We start from the raw sequence: 19,054 nt of genomic DNA on the forward strand, positions 1-19,054 counted from the left end.
CGGGCGTGTCATACTGGAACAGTTGGCTCCTGCCATGATGCGCAGGCCGGCACAAATCCCATCACAACGGATCGTCCGGCACGTACCTGCCGGTGAAGGAGAATACCAAAAATGGCTTCAGTCACCTTTGACAAAGCAACCCGTCTCTACCCGGGTTCCACCCGCCCCGCGGTCGACCACCTCGACCTGTCGGTTGCCGATGGTGAATTCCTCGTCCTCGTCGGTCCGTCCGGCTGTGGAAAGTCAACGTCCCTGCGCATGCTCGCCGGCCTCGAAGAGGTCAACGACGGCAACATCTTCATCGGTGAGCGCAACGTGACGGATGTTCCCCCGAAGGACCGCGACATCGCGATGGTCTTCCAGAACTACGCCCTGTACCCGCACATGACGGTCGCCGAGAACATGGGCTTCGCGCTCAAGATCGCCGGCGTCAACAAGGACGAGCGCGCCGCTCGCGTTCTCGAAGCCGCCAAGCTGCTCGACCTCGAGCCGTACCTCAGCCGCAAGCCGAAGGCCCTCTCGGGTGGCCAGCGTCAGCGCGTTGCCATGGGTCGTGCCATCGTGCGTCAGCCCCAGGTGTTCCTCATGGACGAGCCGCTGTCGAACCTCGACGCCAAGCTCCGCGTGCAGACCCGCACCCAGATCGCATCGCTGCAGCGTCGCCTCGGCGTCACGACCGTCTACGTCACCCACGACCAGACGGAAGCCCTCACCATGGGTGACCGCATCGCGGTGCTCAAGGACGGCGTGCTTCAGCAGGTCGGCACCCCGCGCGACCTGTACGCCAAGCCGAACAACGTCTTCGTCGCCGGCTTCATCGGCAGCCCGGCCATGAACCTCTTCCTCGCGGACACCGTCGAGGGTGGCATCAAGTTCGGCACCGCCACGATCCCCGTCGCCCGCGAGATCATCGCCGGCGCGACCGGCCCGAAGGTCACCATCGGCGTCCGCCCCGAGGACATCCACCTCTCGACCACGCACGGCGAGGGCCTCGAAGTGAGCGTCGACCTGGTCGAAGAGCTCGGCGCCGACGGTTACCTCTACGGTCACTCCACGGTCGAGGGCAAGCGCACCGACATCGTCGCCCGCGTCGACGGCCGTTCACACCCGAACGCCGGCGAGACGGTCTACCTGACGCCGACCGCGCACCACCTGCACGTCTTCGACGCCGAGAGCGGCCTCCGCCTCGGTGGAGCCGTCGCCGACTAGTCGACAACGCTTCGAAAGAACGGCCGGGCGGGTTCATTCCGCCCGGCCGTTCTGCGTCCCCCGGCACGGTCTGCCAGCGTGAGGTGTCGCATATCGAGGTTCGCCGGGCCCACGAAGGTCGATATGCGACACCTCACGGGCCGGGACGAGCCACAGTCTCACCCCAAGGAAGCGGATGCCGCGACCCGGAACAGCCCCTGTCGGCGCGGGGCATCGGGCCCCGGCCGCTGACCCGCACCGGTAGGCTCGATCCATGAGCGGTTCTGTCAATATCACCTCGGCCACGGCCGACCCGGCCCTCCTCGACCTGCCCTGGCACCTTCCGCTGGATGCCTGGCCGAACGAGAACATCGCGGCCCTGCCGAAGGGCCTCTCACGTCACCTCGTGCGGTTCGCTCACCTCAGTGGTCGCGTCGTCGCAATCAAGGAAACCACGAGCGAGATGGCTAAGCGCGAGTACGAGATGCTCCGCACCCTGCAAAGTCTCGAGATCCCGTGCGTCGAGCCGCTCGCCGTGATCACGAACCGCACCAACGAAGACGGCGAGCCGCTGAACTCGGTGCTCGTCACCCGGCACCTCAAGTTCTCGCTCCCCTACCGCGCCCTGTACTCGCAGACCCTGCGCCCGACGACGGCGACCCGCCTCGTCGACGCCCTCGCCCTGCTGCTCGTGCGCGTGCACATGGCCGGCCTGTTCTGGGGTGATGTCTCGCTCTCGAACACGCTGTTCCGCCGCGACGCGGGCGCCTTCGCCGCCTACCTCGTCGACGCGGAGACCGGTCAGCTCTACCCGGGCGGCCTGTCCAAGGGTCAGCGCGAGAACGACCTCGAGATCGCCAGGGTCAACATCGCCGGCGAGCTGATGGACCTCGAGGCCGGCGGCCGTGCCGCAGACGAGCTCGACCCGATCCGGGTCAGCAACGGCATCGTGAACGCCTACCGGCTGCTCTGGACCGAGCTGACCGGCTCCGAATCCTTCGCGAGCTCCGAGCGCTGGCGTATCACCGAGCGTGTCGAGCGTCTGAACGACCTCGGCTTCGACATCGAGGAACTCGCCATCAAGACGGATGCGACCGGCTCTACCGTGCGCATCCAGCCCAAGGTCGTCGACGCCGGGCACCACCAGCGCCGTCTGCTGCGCCTGACCGGCCTCGACGCCGAGGAGAACCAGGCCCGGCGCCTGCTCAACGACCTGGACGCGTATCGCCTCGCATACGGCGACCCGGCGAGCGACGAGGAAGCCCTCGCCCACGAGTGGGTCGTCCGGGTCTTCGAACCGGTGATCCGCGCGATTCCGCGCGACCTCAAGGGCAAGCTCGAGCCGGCAGAGGTGTTCCACCAGCTGCTCGACCACCGCTGGTACATGGCCCAGAACCAGTCCAGGGACATCCCGCTCGCCGAAGCGGTCACGTCCTACGTGCAGGATGTCCTGCGTCACCGCCGCGACGAGGCGACCGTGATCGAACCCGCGACCGGGTCCATCACGCTTCCGATCGACGTCACAAACGACGACGTCGCCGCAGCCGCCGGCGACACGAGCGCCGACGACGCTCAGGACTGGCGCCTCAAGGTCTAGGGCTCCGGTCCGGATGCCGCGACTCGCGGCATCCGCTTCGGCCCGGCCCCGCAGCAGCAGCACGAGCAACAGCCGGGCCGCCCTAACCAATTCGACGGAGATTTTGCCCGGAAAGCGCTTAAATCACGCTCTCACGTGCAAAAAACTCAAAATCTCCGTCGAATTCGTTAGGGGCTAGGCGGTAGCGGCGGCCGCCTTGGCGGCGGCGAGCTTGACGGCCTTGGCGACCTTCGCTGCCGCGCGGAGGCGGGAGATCTCGTAGAGCGTGACGCTCGCGGCGATGCCGGCGTTGAGGGACTCGGTGCTTGCGCTGATCGGGATCGAGACGATCGCGTCGCAGGTCTCGGTGACGAGGCGCGACAGGCCCTTGCCCTCGCTGCCGACGACGACGACGATCGGGCGCTCAGCGAAGCCGAGGCCGAGCTCGGGCAGCGAGGTGTCTCCGCCGCCGTCGAGGCCGATCACGAGCACACCGACCTCCTTGAGCGACTTGAGCGTCTGGGTGAGGTTGCTCGCCATGGCGACGGGGGTGCGCGCGGCTGCACCGGCGGAGGTCTTCCACGCGGATGCCGTGACGCCGACGGACCGGCGCTGGGGCACGATCACGCCGTGGCCGCCGAAGGCCGCCGTCGAGCGGATGATGGCGCCCAGGTTGCGGGGATCGGTGATGCCGTCGAGGGCGACGAACAGGGGCTTGAAGCCGCGGCTGATCGTGAGCTCGAGGAGCTCCATCGGGTGCGCGTACTCGTACGCGGGCACCTTGAGCGCGACTCCCTGGTGCACGGCGTCGCGGCCGGCGAGGCGGTCGAGTTCGGGGCGCATCACTTCGAGCACGGGGATGCCGCGGCCAGTCGCAAGGGTCAGGACTTCCTTGACCCGGTCATCCATTTCGATGCGGGTCGCGATGTAGAGGGTGCTCGCGGGGATCTTCGCGCGCAGCGCCTCGAGCACCGAGTTGCGCCCGGTGACGATCTCGTGCTCGTCGATCGACTTGGCCTTGCGGGTGGATGTGCCACCGCCGCCGGAGTTGGCGGTGGAGCGCTGCCCGCCCTGCGAACCCGTCGTGGGACGGCTGCGGCCGCCGCCGGCCGCTGCGAAGCGGTCCTGGGCTGCCTTGCGCTTCCCTGCGGGATGGTACGGACGGTCTTCGGCCTTGGGCGTGGGCTTCTTGCCCTCGAGGGCCTGGCGACCCTGGCCGCCTGAGCCGACCTGGGGGCCGCGGCTGCCCTTGCGCACGGACCCGGTGCGAGCCTTACGGTCTGTGTTCTTCATCAGTCAAAACTCCAATGCGCACCCGAGGGGGTGTCTTCGATGGTAATTCCGGCGGCGACGAGCTCGTCCCGGATACGGTCTGCGGCCTTGTAGTCGCGGCTTTCCCTGGCGGTCTCCCGGTCGGAGAGCAGGCGCTCGACGAGGGCGGTGAGTGCGACCATGGCTGGTTCGTCCGTCGCGACGGCCCAGCCGGGCGACAGGGGGTTGATGCCGAGGACCTCGCTCATGGCGAGCACCTGGCCGCGGGCTGCGGCCGCGGCGCGGAGGTCTTCGGCGTCGAGGGCCGCGTTGCCGGTGCGCACGGTCTCGTGCAGCACGGCGAGGGCCTGGGGCACGGCGAGGTCGTCGTCCATGGCGATCGCGAACTCGTCGGGGACGAGCTCGACGCCGCTCGAGGCGAAACGCGTCTCGACGAGACGGCGGTCGGCCCGGTCGAGGAAGCTCTCGATGCGTTCGAGCGCGGCTTCGGCCTCGACGAGCGAGTGGTCGGTGTAGTCGATCGTGGAGCGGTAGTGCGCGGCGCCGAGGTAGTAGCGCACGACGATGGCCCTGGCCTGGTCGAGCAGGCTCGGCCGCGAAGACGGAGTTGCCGAGGGACTTGGACATCTTCTGGCCGTGCACGTGCACGAGTCCGTTGTGCATCCAGTACTTCGCGAACGCGTCACCGGCCGCGGTGGACTGGGCGAGTTCGTTCTCGTGGTGCGGGAAGCGCAGGTCGAGTCCGCCGCCGTGGATGTCGAAGCCCGCGCCGAGGTAGCGGCTCGCCATCGCGGAGCACTCGATGTGCCAGCCGGGCCGGCCGGGTCCCCACGGGGACGGCCAGGACGCCGAGGCCGGTTCGTCGGCCTTGTGTCCCTTCCAGAGGGCGAAGTCGCGCGGGTCGTTCTTGCCGCGCGGGTCTGCGTCCGCCGCTGCTTCCATGTCGCCGCGGCCCTGGCGGGTCAGCGCGCCGTACTCCGCCCAGCTGCGGGTGTCGAAGTAGACGTCGCCGGAGCCGTCGGCGGCCGGGTAGGCGTGGCCGCGGTCGATCAGGCGCGTGATCAGGTCCTGCATCTGTTGGATGCTCGCCGTCGCCCGGGGCTCGTAGGTGGGGGCGAGGATGCCGAGACGCTGGTACCCGGCCGTGAACTCGAGTTCGTAGCGGTACGCGAGCGCCCACCACTGCTCTGCGGTGCCTGCCGCGTTGGCGAGGATCTTGTCGTCGATGTCGGTGACATTGCGGACGAACGTGACGTCGAAGCCGCGGTAGGTGAGCCAGCGGCGAAGCTGGTCGTAGACCAGGGCGCTGCGCAGGTGGCCGATGTGCGGAGACGACTGCACGGTGGGCCCGCACACGTAGATCCCGACCGCACCGGGGGTCGTCGGAATGAAGTCGCGCAAGGCCTGGGCCCGGGAATCGTACAGTTGGATCGTCACACGTCCCAGCTTAGAACAGGGCCGGTTTCCGGCAGCGGGACGAAGGGCAGGAGCAGGGCCGTCGCGAGGGAAGCGACGCCCTCGCCGCGCCCGGTGAAACCGAGCCGGTCCGTCGTCGTCGCGGACACGCTGACCGGCGCGCCCAGGATCCCACTGAGGTAGTCCTCGGCCTCGAGACGGCGTGGGCCGACCTTCGGGCGGTTGCCGATGATCTGGACGGTGACGTTGCCGACCCGGAAGCCGGCCTCGGTGACCCGGCGCAGAGTTTCGCGGAGGAACACGTCGCCGTGCGCCCCCTCGAAGCGGGGATCGGCCACGCCGAAGACGCCGCCGACGTCACCGAGGCCCGCCGCCGACAAGAGCGCGTCGCAGATGGCGTGCACGGCGGCGTCGCCGTCGCTGTGCCCGGAGAGGCCGCGCTCTCCCGGCCAGTGCAGGCCGGCGAGCCACAGCGGCGCGGCCTCGTCGTACGCATGCACGTCGAGGCCGGAACCGATCCGCGGTACCAATGAGGCGGACTGCGGGCGTGCCGCTGCGGCATCCGTGCGTGCGAGCTCGTCGAGGAGGGCCTCGGCCCGGTGCAGGTCCCACGGGGTTGTGATCTTGAACGCGAGGGGGTCACCGGGGATGACGCCGACGGAATTCCCGGCGGCCGCGACGATCTCGGCGTCGTCGGTCGGGGTGCCTGCCGGGTCAGCACCGCTCATGGCGGCGAGCAGCACGCTCCGGGGGAAGCCTTGCGGCGTCTGCACGGCCGACAGGGCCGAGCGGTCGACCGTCGCGAGGATCGTGCCCTCGGCGTCGACGTGCTTGATGGTGTCGACGAGGGCGAGACCGGGAACGATGCCGTGCCCGGTCCGGCGCACGGCGGCGACGACGGCGTCGCACAGGCCGGAGGGGGTGAGGGCGCGGGCGGCGTCGTGCACGAGCACGGTCTCGACGCCTGGGCGCAGCATGGCGAGGCCCCGGTTGACGGAGTCCGCGCGGGTGAGCCCGCCCACCACGACGTCGACGTACCCGGCGGCGACGCCGGCAGCGGATGCCGCGATCGCCCGGGCCTCGGACAGGTGGCTGTGCGGCGCCACGACGATCACTTGGGCGGGTTCGACCATGCCGAACACGGAACCGAGCGCCCGCTCGAGGAGGGTGCGGCCCCTGAGCAGTACGAAGGCCTTGGGCTCCGCGGCGCCGAGCCTGGCACCGCTGCCCGCGGCGACGACGATGACCGCGACCGCGGGGGCTGCGTATTCAGTCATGTCTGGAGGCTATCTGCTGGAGGGTGGATGCTGCGGGATGAGTCACACCGGAACGTGCGAAAGGCGGCACCTCGCGGCGCCGCCTTTCAGCGTGTGAATGAACGTGGGGTGGGCTAGGAGGCCAGGACCTCGTCGAGGACCGTTGAGGCCTTCTCTTCGTCGGTCTTCTCGGCGAGGGCCAGCTCGCTGATCAGGATCTGGCGGGCCTTGGCGAGCATGCGCTTCTCCCCGGCGGACAGGCCGCGATCCTGGTCGCGGCGCCACAGGTCGCGGACGACCTCAGATACCTTGATGACGTCGCCGGAGGCGAGCTTTTCGAGGTTGGCCTTGTACCGGCGGGACCAGTTGGTCGGCTCCTCGGTGAACGGGGCGCGCAGCACCTCGAAAACCTTGTCGAGGCCCTCACGGCCGATCACGTCGCGCACGCCGACGAGGTCGACGTTCTCGGCGGGAACTTCGATGGTGAGGTCGCCCTGAGTCACATTGAGCTTCAGGTACAGTTTTTCCTCACCCTTGATGATCCGCGTTTTCACTTCCGTGATTGTCGCGGCACCGTGGTGGGGATAAACGACGGTTTCGCCTACTTCAAAAAGCATGTATGGATATCCCTTCAGCATCGTCTAGGATACCACAGCGAGGGGTGGTAGGGTTTGCGACCCTGACCGGGGCAGGGGCAGGCGGCGCCACGTGGCCGGCCTCCCCGATACGCTAGGCTCAAAGCGAAATCTGCGGCGTTCGCGCCTTCAGGCGCACCGTCGAACTGTTGGAGGTCTTGTGAGGGCTCGAGTCTTGCTGTCCGTGTTGTTGACGGCCGGCGTCCTACTGGGTACCAGTGGATGCAACCTGCTGGCCCCGCAGTCAACGACCAAGCACTACGACGCGAGCGACGGGGTCAGCGGCAACGTCGGCGACCTGAAGGTCCGCAATGCGATCGTGCTGTCCAAGGACGGAAAGACCGGGAGCCTCCTCGTCACCGTCGTCAATCCGAGCGACTCGGCGCACAGCCTGTCCGTGCAGTACACGGCCACGACCGGCAAGGTCACCCAGCAGTTGACCCTGAAGCCGCAGTCGAGCACCGCGATCGGTGCGACCGGCGGCCCTGTGATCACCCTCGAGAACATCGTCGCCCCGCTCGGCTCGCTGTTCCCCGTCTACTTCCAGTACGGCACCGAGACCGGCCTCCAGTTGCTCGCGCCGGTGCTCGACGGCACCCTCCCCCAGTACTCGACCCTGCTGCCGACCACGGCGCCCTAGCATCCGGCCTGCTCAGGCCAGGCCAGGCCCGACCGGACCCGACCTCGAACCGGGCCCGGTCAGGCCTCGAAACGGGCCGGGTCAGGCCTCGAAACGGTAGCCGAGGCCGCGCACGGTGACGAGCATCGTCGGCTCGGACGGTGTCGCCTCGATGCGCGAACGGATCCGCTTGATGTGCACGTCGAGGGTCTTGGTGTCACCGAAGTAGTCGGTGCCCCAGACCCGGTCGATCAGCTGGCCGCGGGTGAGCACCCTGCCGGCGTTCCGCAACAGGAACTCGAGGAGCTCGAACTCCTTGAGCGGCATGTTGACGACCGTGCCGCTCACTGCGACGGTGTGGCGTTCGATGTCCATCCGCACAGTCCCCGCCGTGAGCATGTTCTCGTCGTCCTCGGTCTGGTCTGTGCGGCGACGCGACACCGCACGGATACGCGCGAGCAGTTCCCTGGTCGAGTACGGCTTGGTCACATAGTCGTCCGCACCGAGCTCGAGGCCCACGACGATGTCGACCTCGGAATCCTTTGCGGTCAGCATGATGATCGGCACCTGGGAGCGGGTGCGGATCTCGCGGCACACCTCGGTCCCGGGGATGCCGGGGAGCATCAGGTCAAGCAGGATCAGGTCCGGTCCGATCCGGTCGAACTCGCTGATAGCGGTCGGCCCGTCCTCGGCAACGGTGACCTCATAGCCTTCGCGTTCGAGCAGGAAGCTCAACGGCTCGCTCAGCGCTTGTTCGTCCTCAACCAAAAGAATGTGGGTCACGGGGTCTCTCCTGTTTTGGCCAGGGCGATGTGACTCGCCTCAGGCAGCCGGATGGTGAACGTCGAACCGCTGCCCGGCTGGGACCAGACGCGGATGTCGCCGCCGTGGATCTGCACGATGTGCTTCACGATGGAGAGGCCGAGGCCCGTTCCACCGGTGTGGCGCGACCTGGCCTGGTCGACGCGGAAGAATCGTTCGAAGATGCGGTCGAGGTCCGCCTCCTGGATGCCGACGCCCTGATCGGTCACCGTCACCTCGACGACGCCGTCGTGGTGTCGTACGCCCACACCCACCCGCGATCCCTCTGCGGAGTAGTGCACCGCGTTGGCGACCAGGTTGTGCACGGCCATCACGAGGAGTCGCTCGTCGCCCGTGACGACGGCGCCGGAGGGCTGGCCGACGGCGAGCGTGATGCGTGCGGCATCCGCAACGACCCTGCTCTGGTCGACGGCCGCAGCGACGATGTCGTCGATCTGCAGGTTTTCCGGCTCGGTCAGGGAGTCCTGCGCCTGGAGCCGGGAGAGCTCGATGATCTCCTGCGTCAGCCGGGTCAGGCGACCGGATTCCGTCGTGAGCCTGCTGGCGAACCTGCGCACCTGCACCGGTTCGTCCGCGGCCTGGTTGAGCGCCTCGGCAAGCAGGCCGACGGCCGCGATCGGGGTCTTGAGCTCGTGGCTGATGTTGGCGACGAAGTCGCGGCGCACCTCGTCGAGGCGGAAGGCCTCCGTGCGGTCCTCGGCGAGCAGCAGCACGTACCGGGTGCCGAGCGTCGCCAGGCGCACGCGCACCCGCATGCTCGCGTCGCCGAACGGACCGCGCGAGAGGATCAGGTCTTCGGCGATCGGTTCCCCGGAGCGCCGCACCCTGCCGGCGAGCTCGAGGAGCTCCGGATGCACGATCTGCCGGTTCCAGACCATTCCCATCGAGACGGCCGCCGGGGACGTCTTCATCACGTTGTTCGACGGGTCGAGCACGACGGCCGCGGTGTCGAGTGCGTCGAGGACCTGGTCGATGCCGTCCGGCACGGCCGGGTTGACCACCTCGGAGGCGCGTCGGCCGTGGCGTTCAGCGATCTGGAGCAGGCTGATGAACCCGGCGCCGACCATGAGGCCCAGTGCCAGAGACACCAGCACGAGCCACGATGATTCCATTCCACCAGATTACTGACACAAAAAAGCCGAACGAACCGTGCCGGGCCGCTGGACGGCTACTTTAGGTAGTATTCAACACTCCGGCACCTGCCGTTAACCTCTGTCCACGAAGATTCGCTGGGGGCCAGGTGGTTTCCACATCTGCGCGTACCGCGCGCCCAGGAAGGAACACAGACTTATGCGTGAAGTATTCCAGCAGGAGCTCGCCGAGGTTCAGGACCGCCTCGTCGAGATCTCCCGCCTCGTCGGCATCTCGATCGCGAAGTCGACGAGGGCGTTCAACGAGTCCGACGTCGGCCTCGCCGAAGAAGCCATCAGCGAAGACGACAAGATCGACGAGCTGACCATCGAACTGGACGAACTGGCGATCACGATCCTGGCCCGCCAGCAGCCGGTCGCCCGCGACCTGCGCATCGTCGTGAGCGCCCTCCGGATCAGTTCGTCGCTCGAGCGGATGGGTGACCTCTCCACCCACATCGCCCAGCTCGCCCGCTACCGCTTCCCCGACAAGGTTGTTCCGAAGAGCCTGCGCGGCACCTTCGGTGAGATGGGGGCCCTGCTTGTGACCATCTCGACGATGCTCACCGAGTTGCTCACCACCCAGGACGTGAAGCTCGCCGAGGTCATCCGCAACGAGGACGACAAGGTCGACGCCCTGCACCTGAGCGTCTTCGACGCGGTCCTCGCCGAGACCTGGAAGGGCGCTGCTGCCGACACGGTCGACTCGACCCTCGCGAGCCGGTACCACGAGCGGTTCGCCGACCACGCCGTCTCGATCGCCAAGAAGATCCAGTACCTCGGCACCGGCGCCTGGCAGCAGAGCACGACCGGCGTCCAGTAGCCCGCCTGCATCACCCGAAACGCTGAAGCAAACGAAACGGCCCCGGAAGCGAATGCTTCCGGGGCCGTTTCGTTGGGAATTGTCGATAGTGGGCTAATGGGGCGGGAGTGCTACTTCTTGCTGCCCTGGGCTGCGACGGCCGCGGCACCGGCGGCTGCGGCCTCGGGGTCGAGGTACTGGCCTGCGCCGATCGGGACCAGGTTCTCGTCGAGGCGGTAGACGAGCGGGATTCCGGTCGGGATGTTGAGCTCGGCGATGTCGGCGTCGCTGATGTTGTCGAGGTGCTTCACGAGGGCGCGCAGCGAGTTGCCGTGGGCGGTGACGAGAACGGTCTTGCCTGCGCGGAGGTCCGTCGCGATGTCGGACTCCCAGTAGGGCAGCATCCGGTCGACGACGTCGCTCAGGCACTCGGTGCGGGGAAGCTCGTCGCCGAGGCCGGCGTAGCGCGGGTCGTGCGCCTGGGACCAGGGGGAATCGTCGGCGAGCACGGGCGGCGGTACGTCGAAGGAACGGCGCCAGAGCTGGAACTGCTCCGGGCCGAACTTGGCGAGGGTCTCCGCCTTGTCGAGGCCCTGCAGGGCGCCGTAGTGGCGCTCGTTGAGGCGCCAGGAGCGCTTCACGGGGATCCAGAGGCGGTCGGCCTCCTCGAGCGCGATGTTCGCGGTCTGGATGGCGCGGCTAAGGAGTGACGTGTGCAGGACGTCGGGCAGGAGGCCGGACTCTGCGAGGAGCTCGCCGGCGCGCTTGGCCTCCGCGGCTCCCTGCTCGCTCAGGCGAACGTCGACCCAACCGGTGAAGAGGTTTTCTTGGTTCCATAGGCTCTGGCCATGGCGAAGGAGGATGAGATTGTATGACATGCCTCCAACTCTATCGAGAGCCGGGCCTGTGGTCGGTGGCCGGGGGTCAGCGGCGGGGGTTCGGTGTCAGGGGGTGCGGATGCCCAGCCGCGGCAGCCGGGGGATCTCGGCGACCGAGCCTGCCGACTGCGGAACGATGACCTGCTGGGTCGCGGCAACGGCGATCTCCTCGCTCAGCACCTGGAGCACGACCGTCGCCGGTACGGTGCGCTTCACGACGGCGAGGGCGATCGGCCCGAGCTCGTAGTGGATGGCGCTCGAGGTGATCGCACCGACGCCGCGGCGTTCGGTCTTGCCGTCCGGGAGCCTGCGCACGGCCTGGACTTCGTCTCCGTGCACCGGCAGCACTCCCTGGGAGCCGTCGAGGTGCAGCAGCACGAGCCGCCGCGGCGGGTGCCCGAGGTTGTGTACCTTGGCGACGGTCTCCTGGCCGCGGTAGCAGCCCTTGTTCAGGTGCACGGCGCTGCGCAGCCAGTCGAGCTCGTGCGGGAGCGTCCTGTCGTCGACCTCGTTCGCCCGGCGCGGCCGCCACGCCGCGATCCGGAGCGCCTCGAGGGCGAGCAGCCCGGCCGCGCGGACGGCGCCGCTGCGCAGGCCGCGCGTCACAGCGGGAAGTGCGGTGCGCGGCACGAGGGCCTCGGTCCAGTGCCAGTCGGCGCCGGGATGTTCGGGGTCTTCCGCGTACTGGAAGCCGCCGGTGACGACGGCCGCCCACGGGTCGTGCCAGACGAGGGGGTTCCGTTCGGAGCGGCGGGTTCGAGCGCGGAGACGGCCACGGCGAGGTCGCCGATGCTTCCCATCGTGCCGATGACGGCGTACTCCTCGGTGCGGTCGCGGAGTTCGACCCGCAGCATGAAGCGCATCCGGTCGAGCCAGGCGAGCAGTGCGGGCAGCTCGGCGGCCTCGACGACGAGCCAGGCCTCTGTTCCGTCGTCGACGAGCCGTACCGCGTGCTCGACGTGCCCGGTGGGGTCGAGTACGAGGGTCTCAGCCGAATCCCCCGGCTTGAGGAGGTACCGCAGGCTCCTGGCTCGTGATCGAGTTGAGCCAGGTCAGTCGGTCGGGGCCGGAGACCCCGAGCACCGCACGGTTGGAGAGGTCGACGATGGCCTCGCCGGCGAGCAGGTGCCGTTGTTCGATCATCGGGTTGCCGTAGTGGGCGGCGACGCCGGCATCGAGGCCGGTGGCCTGCACGGCGCCCGGCAGGTCGAGGAGGGCTGAAGCGGATGCGGTCGGCGGGGTCATGAGGACTTCTTCCGGGGTTTGCGTGACGCAGAGGCGCACATCGGGGACAACGCGGGAACCGCCGGGATTATTCGACCCGTTTGAGCCGGCCGGAGGCGTGGGTGCGCAGGCTCTGCCCGAGGGCGGCGATATCCCAGGCCCAGAGCAGGTGACCGTCGACGAGGCCGTACAGCCGGGTCGCCGCCGAGTATGCCTTGGCTCCCTGGGTGCGCATCACCGCGTCGGTCGCGAGGTCGATCCGCGGTCCCTTGACCTGGCCGAGGTAGATCTCGGCGACACCGCCGGGGTGCACGAGGGTGACGTCGATGTCGAAGCCGCCGTCGGCGTTGCGGAGCGTCTCGACGGCGGACGCCGTCGTGAACGGGTGCGTACCCTCTGCGGGCAGCAGGCCGGGCCCCGGGTCGCCTGCACCCTGGGGGCGGCTCAGGCGCCAATAGCCGGTCTCGGTCATGAGCGGGGTGTTCCCGACGAGGGCCGGCCCTGCCGCGACCGTGTCGCCGGCGTCGGCGGCGTCGGGGTCCTGGTCGGCGCCTGCATCGTCGACGTCCTCGTCGATGTGAGTTGCGGCATCCGCTTCGAGCCAGGTATAGGAACTGTAGTTCAGGTGCGGAAGGCCGTCGTGGCTGAAACTCAGCCGGTGGCCGAACTCACGCGTGACCTTGCGGCCGTCCGGGAGGGCGTAGTCGATGACGCCGGACCCCTCCCAGACGCCGAGGAGCCACGAGAGCGGAACGAGTTCGGAGGGGAGCTGGGTCGGTAGCTCGAACATCGAGGGTTACCGCTGCCCCCGGAACAGCTTGAACAACACGAGGCCGGACACCCAGGCGATCGAGAGACTCGCGAGCGCGAGGAGGCCCAGGAAGAAGATTTCGAGCGCGAGGATTGACATGACACCACCTTAGCTGCCGGCGAGAGCCGAAACGCCTGCGGACGGGCGCCCGGCGCGGCTTTACCAGTTCGTTACAGAAGCCCGGCGAGCGCGAAGATTCCGGTCGCGGCGGCGAGGACGATGACCGCGCCGACGAGGCTCAGCGTCACCCGGTGTACGTAGCCCTCTTTTTGGCCGGTCGCGAGCTGGATGGAGAGGGTGCCGATGGTGCATCCCGCGAGGGAGAGGCCGATCCACACAAGGGAGCGACCGGGCGCCGCGAGGGCCCCCGTGAGCACCGAACAGACCACGGCGAACGCCCAGACCAGGCCGACGCTTCTCCACTGCCACTTCACTCCTCCATTCTGCCCTGCCAAACGAGCAATTGGCTGCACGCTAGGATTGGCCAACAATGGTTGGAGGGCCCGCGTGGCGCAATTATTGATCCTGACCTCCGCGGTCGGCGGGGAGGTCCTGCCGGCACTGGCGTTGCTCTCGCATGGAATCCGTGTCATTCCGGCCCAGCCCGACCAGCTCATCACCGCCCCGGATTCCGATGTCATCCTCGTCGACGCCCGTACCAACCTGATGGCCGCCAAGTCGCTGTGCCAGATCATGCAGACGACCGGCAGCCAGGTTCCGCTGCTGCTCGTGATCACCGAGGGCGGCCTCGCCGCGGTGAGCCCCGGCTGGGGCATCGACGACGTGATCCTCGACACGGCGGGTCCCGCAGAGGTCGACGCCCGCATCCGCCTCGCCGCAGGGCGCACGCCGCGGGCCGAGGAGTCCGCGCTGATCCGCGCCGCCGGCGTCGTCATCGACGAGGCGAGTTATTCCGCGAAGGTTTACGGCCGGCCGCTCGACCTCACCTACAAGGAATTCGAGCTGCTCCGCTTCCTCGCGGCCCACCCCTCCCGCGTCTTCACCCGCGAGCAGCTGCTCAGCGAGGTTTGGGGCTACGACTACTTCGGCGGCACGCGCACGGTCGACGTGCACGTCCGACGCCTCCGCGCCAAGCTCGGCGACCAGGAATCCCTGATCGGCACCGTGCGCAACGTCGGATACCGCTTCAACGTGCAGGAACCAGAGGTCGTGCGTGATCAGTCCGTCGCACGGGCCTGACGACAGCGCCTTCGCGCTCCAGTTCGCCGCGGTGACGGATGCCGCCGCCCGCGTCGACGGGTACGCCCCGCTCAACGAGCAGGCCACCCTCGATGTCGCGGCCCGGCGCCGCACTCCCCTGTTGCTGCGCGACGGCGATGCGATCATGGGCCCTGTCGTCGGGGCGCTCGTCCTCGGCGCCGGCGAGCTCGACCTCGTCGTGCACCCCGACTTCCGCAGGCACGGCCACGCGACCGCGGCCCTGACCGAGCTCTTCGGCGATCCCGCGTTTGCGGCGGATGTTCCGGACGGCCTGACCGCGTGGGCACACGGCGATCACCCCGCGGCCCGCGCCCTCGCCGGGCGTTTCGGCTTCGACGCGGTCCGGCGCCTCCTGCAGCTGCAACTGGCGCTCGACGCAGCCGCACCTCCGGCAGCCGTTCCCCCGGCGACGACGGCAGCCGACGACATCGGCATCACGGCCTTCGACCCCGACACGGATGCGGACGCCTGGGTCGCCCTGAACGCCCGGACCTTCGCGGCGCACCCCGAGCAGGGCGGCATCACCGCGGCCGACCTCGCAGACCGCATGAACGAGGACTGGTTCGACGCGGGCGACTTCCTCGTCGCCCGCCACGACACCGCCCTCATCGGCTACAACTGGCTGAAGCTCGAGCAGGGGGCAGCGGAGGGGGAAATCTACGTCGTGGGGGTGAGCCCCGAGTGGAGCGGCCGCGGTCTCGGACGCCGGCTGATGACCGCCGGACTCGAACGGCTGCGACGGCGCGGGGTGACGCAGGCGACGCTCTACGTCGAAGCCGACAATGGGCCCGCCGTGCGGCTGTATCGCTCCCTCGGATTCACCGACCGCACGGTCGACGTACAGTACCGCCGCCGAACCCGATAGCCACTGTTCACCCGGAACCGTCGCACCGGCAGGTCCCGCGGTGTCAGGATGGACTCATGGACGGCGAAAACATTCAGGAAGAATCGGGTCTCGGAAGCGACTTCGATGACGATTTCGATCCCCTGACCGGCAAGGACGACCCGGAACTCCCCACGAACCGTTATCTCGACCGGGAATTGAGCTGGCTCGCGTTCAACCAGAGGGTGCTCGAGCTCGCCGAGGATCCGCTGCTCCCGGTGCTCGAGCGCGCCAACTTCCTGGCCATCTTCTCGAGTAACCTCGACGAGTTCTTCATGGTCCGCGTCGCCGGGCTCAAGCGCCGGATCCTGACCGGACTGGCCGTGCCGACGAACATCGGTACCGCACCGCAGGACGCCCTCTCCGACATCTCGGCGATGGCGCACGTGCTCCAGGACCGGCACGCCCGCGCCTTCCAGAAGCTCGTCAGCCCGGCCATGATGGACGCCGGCATCCACATCGCCACCTGGGACAGCCTCGACGACGCCGACCACCGGTCGCTCCGTGACTACTTCTCCAACCAGATCTTCCCGGTGCTGATGCCGCTCGCGGTCGACCCGGTGCACCCGTTTCCCTACATCTCGGGGCTCTCGCTCAACCTCGCCGTGCGGGTGCGCAACTCGAAGACCGGCAAGCAGGAATTCGCCAGGCTCAAAGTACCGACGATGCTGCCGCGCTTCGTGCGCGTCGACCGCCGCGAGGGCTTCGACAACGTGCGCTTCATCATGCTCGAGGACCTCATCGCCAATCACCTCGGCGACCTGTTCCCCGGCATGGACATCCTCGAACACCACGTCTTCCGGGTCACCAGGAACGAGGACGTCGAGATCGAGGAAGACGAGACCGAGAACCTGATCAAGGCCCTCGAGAAGGAACTGCTGCGCCGCCGGTTCGGCCCGCCCATCCGCCTCGAGATCACCGAGGACATGGACGAGGTCACCCTCGGCCTGCTCGTGCGCGAACTCGACGTCACCGAGCAGGAGGTGTACCGGCTGCCCGCCCCGCTCGACCTCGGCGGACTGTTCGACCTGCGCGTGGACCGCCCGGACCTGCGCTACGTCAAGCACGTGCCGACCACGGCCGTGCAGGCTCCTCGCGCCGGAGCCGAACGCCGAGCCCGATATCTTCAGGCTCGATCGCGCGCCGCGACATCCTGCTCCACCACCCGTACGAGTCCTTTGCGACGAGCGTGCAGGCATTCCTCGAGCAGGCCGCCGCCGACCCTGACGTGCTCGCCATCAAGCAGACGCTGTACCGCACCTCCGGTGACAGCCCGATCGTCGAGGCGCTCATCGCGGCCGCCGAATCCGGCAAGCAGGTGCTCGCCCTCGTCGAGATCAAGGCCCGCTTCGACGAGCAGGCCAACATCTCCTGGGCGCGCAAGCTCGAAAAGTCCGGCGTGCACGTCGTCTACGGCCTCGTCGGCCTCAAGACGCACTGCAAGCTCGCCCTCGTCGTGCGCAACGAGAACGGCGTACTGCGGCACTACAGCCACATCGGCACCGGCAACTACAACCCGAAGACCAGCAGGCTGTACGAGGACCTCGGTCTGCTGACCGCGGACCCCCAGGTCGGCAAGGACCTGACCCGCCTGTTCAACGAGCTGTCCGGGTACGCGATCGAGAAGAAGTTCAAGCGGCTCCTCGTCGCACCCCTGCACCTGCGGCGCGGGCTGTTGAAGGCGATCAACCTCGAGACGCAGGCCGCCCTCGACGGCAAGCCATCCGGCATCCGCATCAAGGTCAACTCGATGGTCGACGAAGCCATCATCGACGCGCTCTACCGGGCCAGCCAGGCCCGGGTCCCCGTCGAGGTCTGGGTGCGCGGCATCTGCAGCCTGACGCCGGGCATCCCCGGGGTCAGCGAGACGATCAAGGTGCGGTCGATCCTCGGCCGCTACCTCGAGCACTCCCGGATCTTCTCCTTCCACAACGGCGGGGACACCCAGGTGTACATCGGCAGCGCCGACATGATGCACCGCAACCTCGACCGACGCGTCGAGGCCCTCGTGCGCCTCGTCGACCCCGATCACCTCACGGAGATCGATGGCCTCTTCAACCGCGCCATGGACGACCGCACGGCGTCCTGGTGGCTCGACAACACCGGCGAATGGACCCGCCACCACCTCGACGATTCCGGAAAGCCGCTCGACGATATGCAGGACCGATTGATGCAGCAGATCTCCCGACGCGTGCGGCCGACGGGTCGCCGATGAGTGCGGTCCTTCCGAACGGGCCGGTCTACGCTGCCGGAGCGGTCTGCTGGCGCCTGATCGACGGCAAGATGAACGTCCTGCTCGTGCACCGCACGGTATATGGCGACGTGACCATTCCCAAGGGAAAGGTCGACCCCGGCGAGACCATGCCGCAGACGGCGGTGCGTGAGATCGAGGAAGAGACCGGACTCGCGGTCGCCCTCGGCGTGCCGCTCGGCGAATCCCGGTATTCGCTCGGCAACGGCCGGGAGAAGGTCGTGCAGTACTGGGCCGCCGAGGTGCACCCTGCTGAGATCCAGCGCTCGACCTTCGTGCCGAACAGCGAGATCGCGGCGATCGAATGGGTCACGATCAAGAAGGCACGCAGTTACCTCAGCTACGCGCAGGACGTCGAGATCATCGATGCCTTCGCCGAGCTCGCCGACCGCGGGGTGACGACGACCTTCGCCCTGATCGCACTCCGGCACGGCAAGGCCGTCACCGGTTCGAGCTGGGCAGGCCCCGACAGCACGCGGCCCCTCACCGAACGCGGCGTCGCCCAGGCCGTGGAACTCGTGCCGACCGTGACGGCGTGGCGCCCGCGCCGCATCGTGTCGAGCACGGCCACCCGGTGCGTCACCACCGTCGCCCCGCTCGCGGCCACGACGGGCATCCCCATCAAGCGCACGGAACTGTTCAGCCAGGATGCCTTCGAGCAGGGCGTCGCGGATGTCCGGGCCGGCATCGGCAAGCGCATCCGCTCCCGCAAGACCGCCGTCATCTGCAGCCACGGCCCGGTGCTTCCCGAGATCCTGCACGAGATCGCCCTCGCCACCGGGAGCACGTTCGGACTGTACATCGAGGAGGCCTCCCACCTCGACATCGGCTCCTTCTCCGTCGTACACCTGTCGCGCGAGAACCCGAGCGCCGGGATCCTCGGCATCGAGACGTACCGACCGAGCGTCTGACCTGCCGGAACTCGTTGAACGGCCCGGTTGCGTTAACCTTCCGTTCATCTTCTGGAGGGGGTGTCGTTAAAGGGATCGGATTATCGTCTGACCGGGGCCAGCACCGGCCCCGCCCTGCAGTGAAGTTTCTGAAAGTCTCTGCGCTGTCTACCCTCGAAA

Annotated in this window: 15 protein-coding genes and 3 pseudogenes; 8 read left to right on the top strand and 10 right to left on the bottom strand. The window is 68.3% G+C overall.

Going from position 1 to position 19,054, the window contains the following annotated elements; genetic code table 11:
* The first annotated feature begins 111 nt into the window (after positions 1-111).
* The gene (locus tag KIV56_RS07770; RefSeq protein WP_134450030.1) at positions 112-1,209 is read left to right on the top strand and encodes an ABC transporter ATP-binding protein; all 1,098 of its coding nucleotides are present in this window, start codon (positions 112-114) and stop codon (positions 1,207-1,209) included.
* A 253-nt stretch (positions 1,210-1,462) separates the two neighbouring features.
* Entirely contained in the window at positions 1,463-2,785 is a 1,323-nt protein-coding gene (locus KIV56_RS07775) for a DUF4032 domain-containing protein (RefSeq protein WP_281535795.1), read from the top strand.
* 174 nt (positions 2,786-2,959) lie between these two features.
* On the opposite strand, the gene rlmB is transcribed toward KIV56_RS07775, so the two are convergent.
* The 4 genes and pseudogenes from rlmB to KIV56_RS07795 form a co-directional block, all read right to left on the bottom strand.
* A complete protein-coding gene (rlmB, locus tag KIV56_RS07780; RefSeq protein ID WP_281535796.1) occupies positions 2,960-4,057 on the bottom strand; it encodes a 23S rRNA (guanosine(2251)-2'-O)-methyltransferase RlmB in 1,098 nt (365 codons plus the stop codon).
* Positions 4,057-5,473 (bottom strand): annotated as a pseudogene (gene cysS, locus KIV56_RS07785) (cysteine--tRNA ligase). The gene rlmB and the pseudogene cysS overlap by 1 nt, the downstream one beginning before the upstream one ends.
* Positions 5,470-6,729, bottom strand: a complete 1,260-nt coding sequence (gene ispD, locus KIV56_RS07790; protein WP_281535797.1) for a 2-C-methyl-D-erythritol 4-phosphate cytidylyltransferase — start codon at positions 6,727-6,729, stop codon at positions 5,470-5,472. The pseudogene cysS and the gene ispD overlap by 4 nt, the downstream one beginning before the upstream one ends.
* Before the next feature lie 113 nt (positions 6,730-6,842).
* Entirely contained in the window at positions 6,843-7,325 is a 483-nt protein-coding gene (locus KIV56_RS07795; protein WP_035879449.1) for a CarD family transcriptional regulator, read from the bottom strand.
* 178 nt (positions 7,326-7,503) lie between these two features.
* Between KIV56_RS07795 and KIV56_RS07800 the strand changes: the two genes are divergently transcribed.
* Positions 7,504-7,983 (top strand): hypothetical protein, encoded by a 480-nt coding sequence (locus KIV56_RS07800; protein WP_281535798.1) that lies wholly within the window; start codon positions 7,504-7,506, stop codon positions 7,981-7,983.
* Between the two features lie 81 nt (positions 7,984-8,064).
* Here KIV56_RS07800 and KIV56_RS07805 read toward each other — a convergent pair whose 3' ends face one another.
* Both KIV56_RS07805 and KIV56_RS07810 read right to left on the bottom strand, forming a co-directional pair.
* The gene (locus KIV56_RS07805; protein ID WP_281535799.1) at positions 8,065-8,745 is read right to left on the bottom strand and encodes a response regulator transcription factor; all 681 of its coding nucleotides are present in this window, start codon (positions 8,743-8,745) and stop codon (positions 8,065-8,067) included.
* Complete coding sequence (locus KIV56_RS07810) at positions 8,742-9,896, bottom strand: sensor histidine kinase (protein WP_281535800.1); 1,155 nt, start codon at positions 9,894-9,896, stop codon at positions 8,742-8,744. Before KIV56_RS07810 ends, KIV56_RS07805 begins: the two co-directional genes overlap by 4 nt.
* A 178-nt stretch (positions 9,897-10,074) precedes the next feature.
* On the opposite strand from KIV56_RS07810, the gene phoU reads away from it, so the two are divergent.
* On the top strand, positions 10,075-10,737 hold the full coding sequence (gene phoU, locus KIV56_RS07815; protein ID WP_281535801.1) for a phosphate signaling complex protein PhoU: 663 nt from the start codon (positions 10,075-10,077) through the stop codon (positions 10,735-10,737).
* Positions 10,738-10,847: 110 nt separating this feature from the next.
* On the opposite strand, the gene KIV56_RS07820 is transcribed toward phoU, so the two are convergent.
* The 4 genes and pseudogenes from KIV56_RS07820 to KIV56_RS07835 form a co-directional block, all read right to left on the bottom strand.
* Positions 10,848-11,594 (bottom strand): phosphoglyceromutase, encoded by a 747-nt coding sequence (locus KIV56_RS07820; protein WP_281535802.1) that lies wholly within the window; start codon positions 11,592-11,594, stop codon positions 10,848-10,850.
* Between the two features lie 66 nt (positions 11,595-11,660).
* Positions 11,661-12,839, bottom strand: a pseudogene (locus KIV56_RS20325) (YgfZ/GcvT domain-containing protein).
* 67 nt (positions 12,840-12,906) lie between these two features.
* Positions 12,907-13,608 carry an FABP family protein gene (locus tag KIV56_RS07830; protein WP_281535803.1) on the bottom strand — a complete coding sequence of 234 codons (702 nt, stop codon included), beginning with the start codon at positions 13,606-13,608 and terminating at the stop codon, positions 12,907-12,909.
* A 191-nt stretch (positions 13,609-13,799) separates the two neighbouring features.
* Positions 13,800-14,063, bottom strand: coding sequence for a hypothetical protein (locus KIV56_RS07835; RefSeq protein WP_281535804.1), 264 nt, complete (start codon positions 14,061-14,063; stop codon positions 13,800-13,802).
* Positions 14,064-14,136: 73 nt separating this feature from the next.
* On the opposite strand from KIV56_RS07835, the gene KIV56_RS07840 reads away from it, so the two are divergent.
* The 4 genes and pseudogenes from KIV56_RS07840 (at position 14,137) to KIV56_RS07855 (ending at position 18,895) form a co-directional block, all read left to right on the top strand.
* Positions 14,137-14,829, top strand: a complete 693-nt coding sequence (locus tag KIV56_RS07840; RefSeq protein WP_281535805.1) for a winged helix-turn-helix transcriptional regulator — start codon at positions 14,137-14,139, stop codon at positions 14,827-14,829.
* On the top strand, positions 14,804-15,715 hold the full coding sequence (gene mshD / locus KIV56_RS07845; RefSeq protein ID WP_281535806.1) for a mycothiol synthase: 912 nt from the start codon (positions 14,804-14,806) through the stop codon (positions 15,713-15,715). Before KIV56_RS07840 ends, mshD begins: the two co-directional genes overlap by 26 nt.
* Before the next feature lie 56 nt (positions 15,716-15,771).
* Positions 15,772-17,948, top strand: a pseudogene (locus KIV56_RS07850) (RNA degradosome polyphosphate kinase).
* On the top strand, positions 17,945-18,895 hold the full coding sequence (locus KIV56_RS07855) for an NUDIX hydrolase (RefSeq protein WP_281535807.1): 951 nt from the start codon (positions 17,945-17,947) through the stop codon (positions 18,893-18,895). The pseudogene KIV56_RS07850 and the gene KIV56_RS07855 overlap by 4 nt, the downstream one beginning before the upstream one ends.
* The last annotated feature ends 159 nt before the right edge of the window (positions 18,896-19,054 follow it).

It is taken from the genome of Cryobacterium breve, from assembly GCF_027594785.1.
Taxonomy (GTDB): Bacteria; Actinomycetota; Actinomycetes; order Actinomycetales; family Microbacteriaceae; genus Cryobacterium; species Cryobacterium breve_A.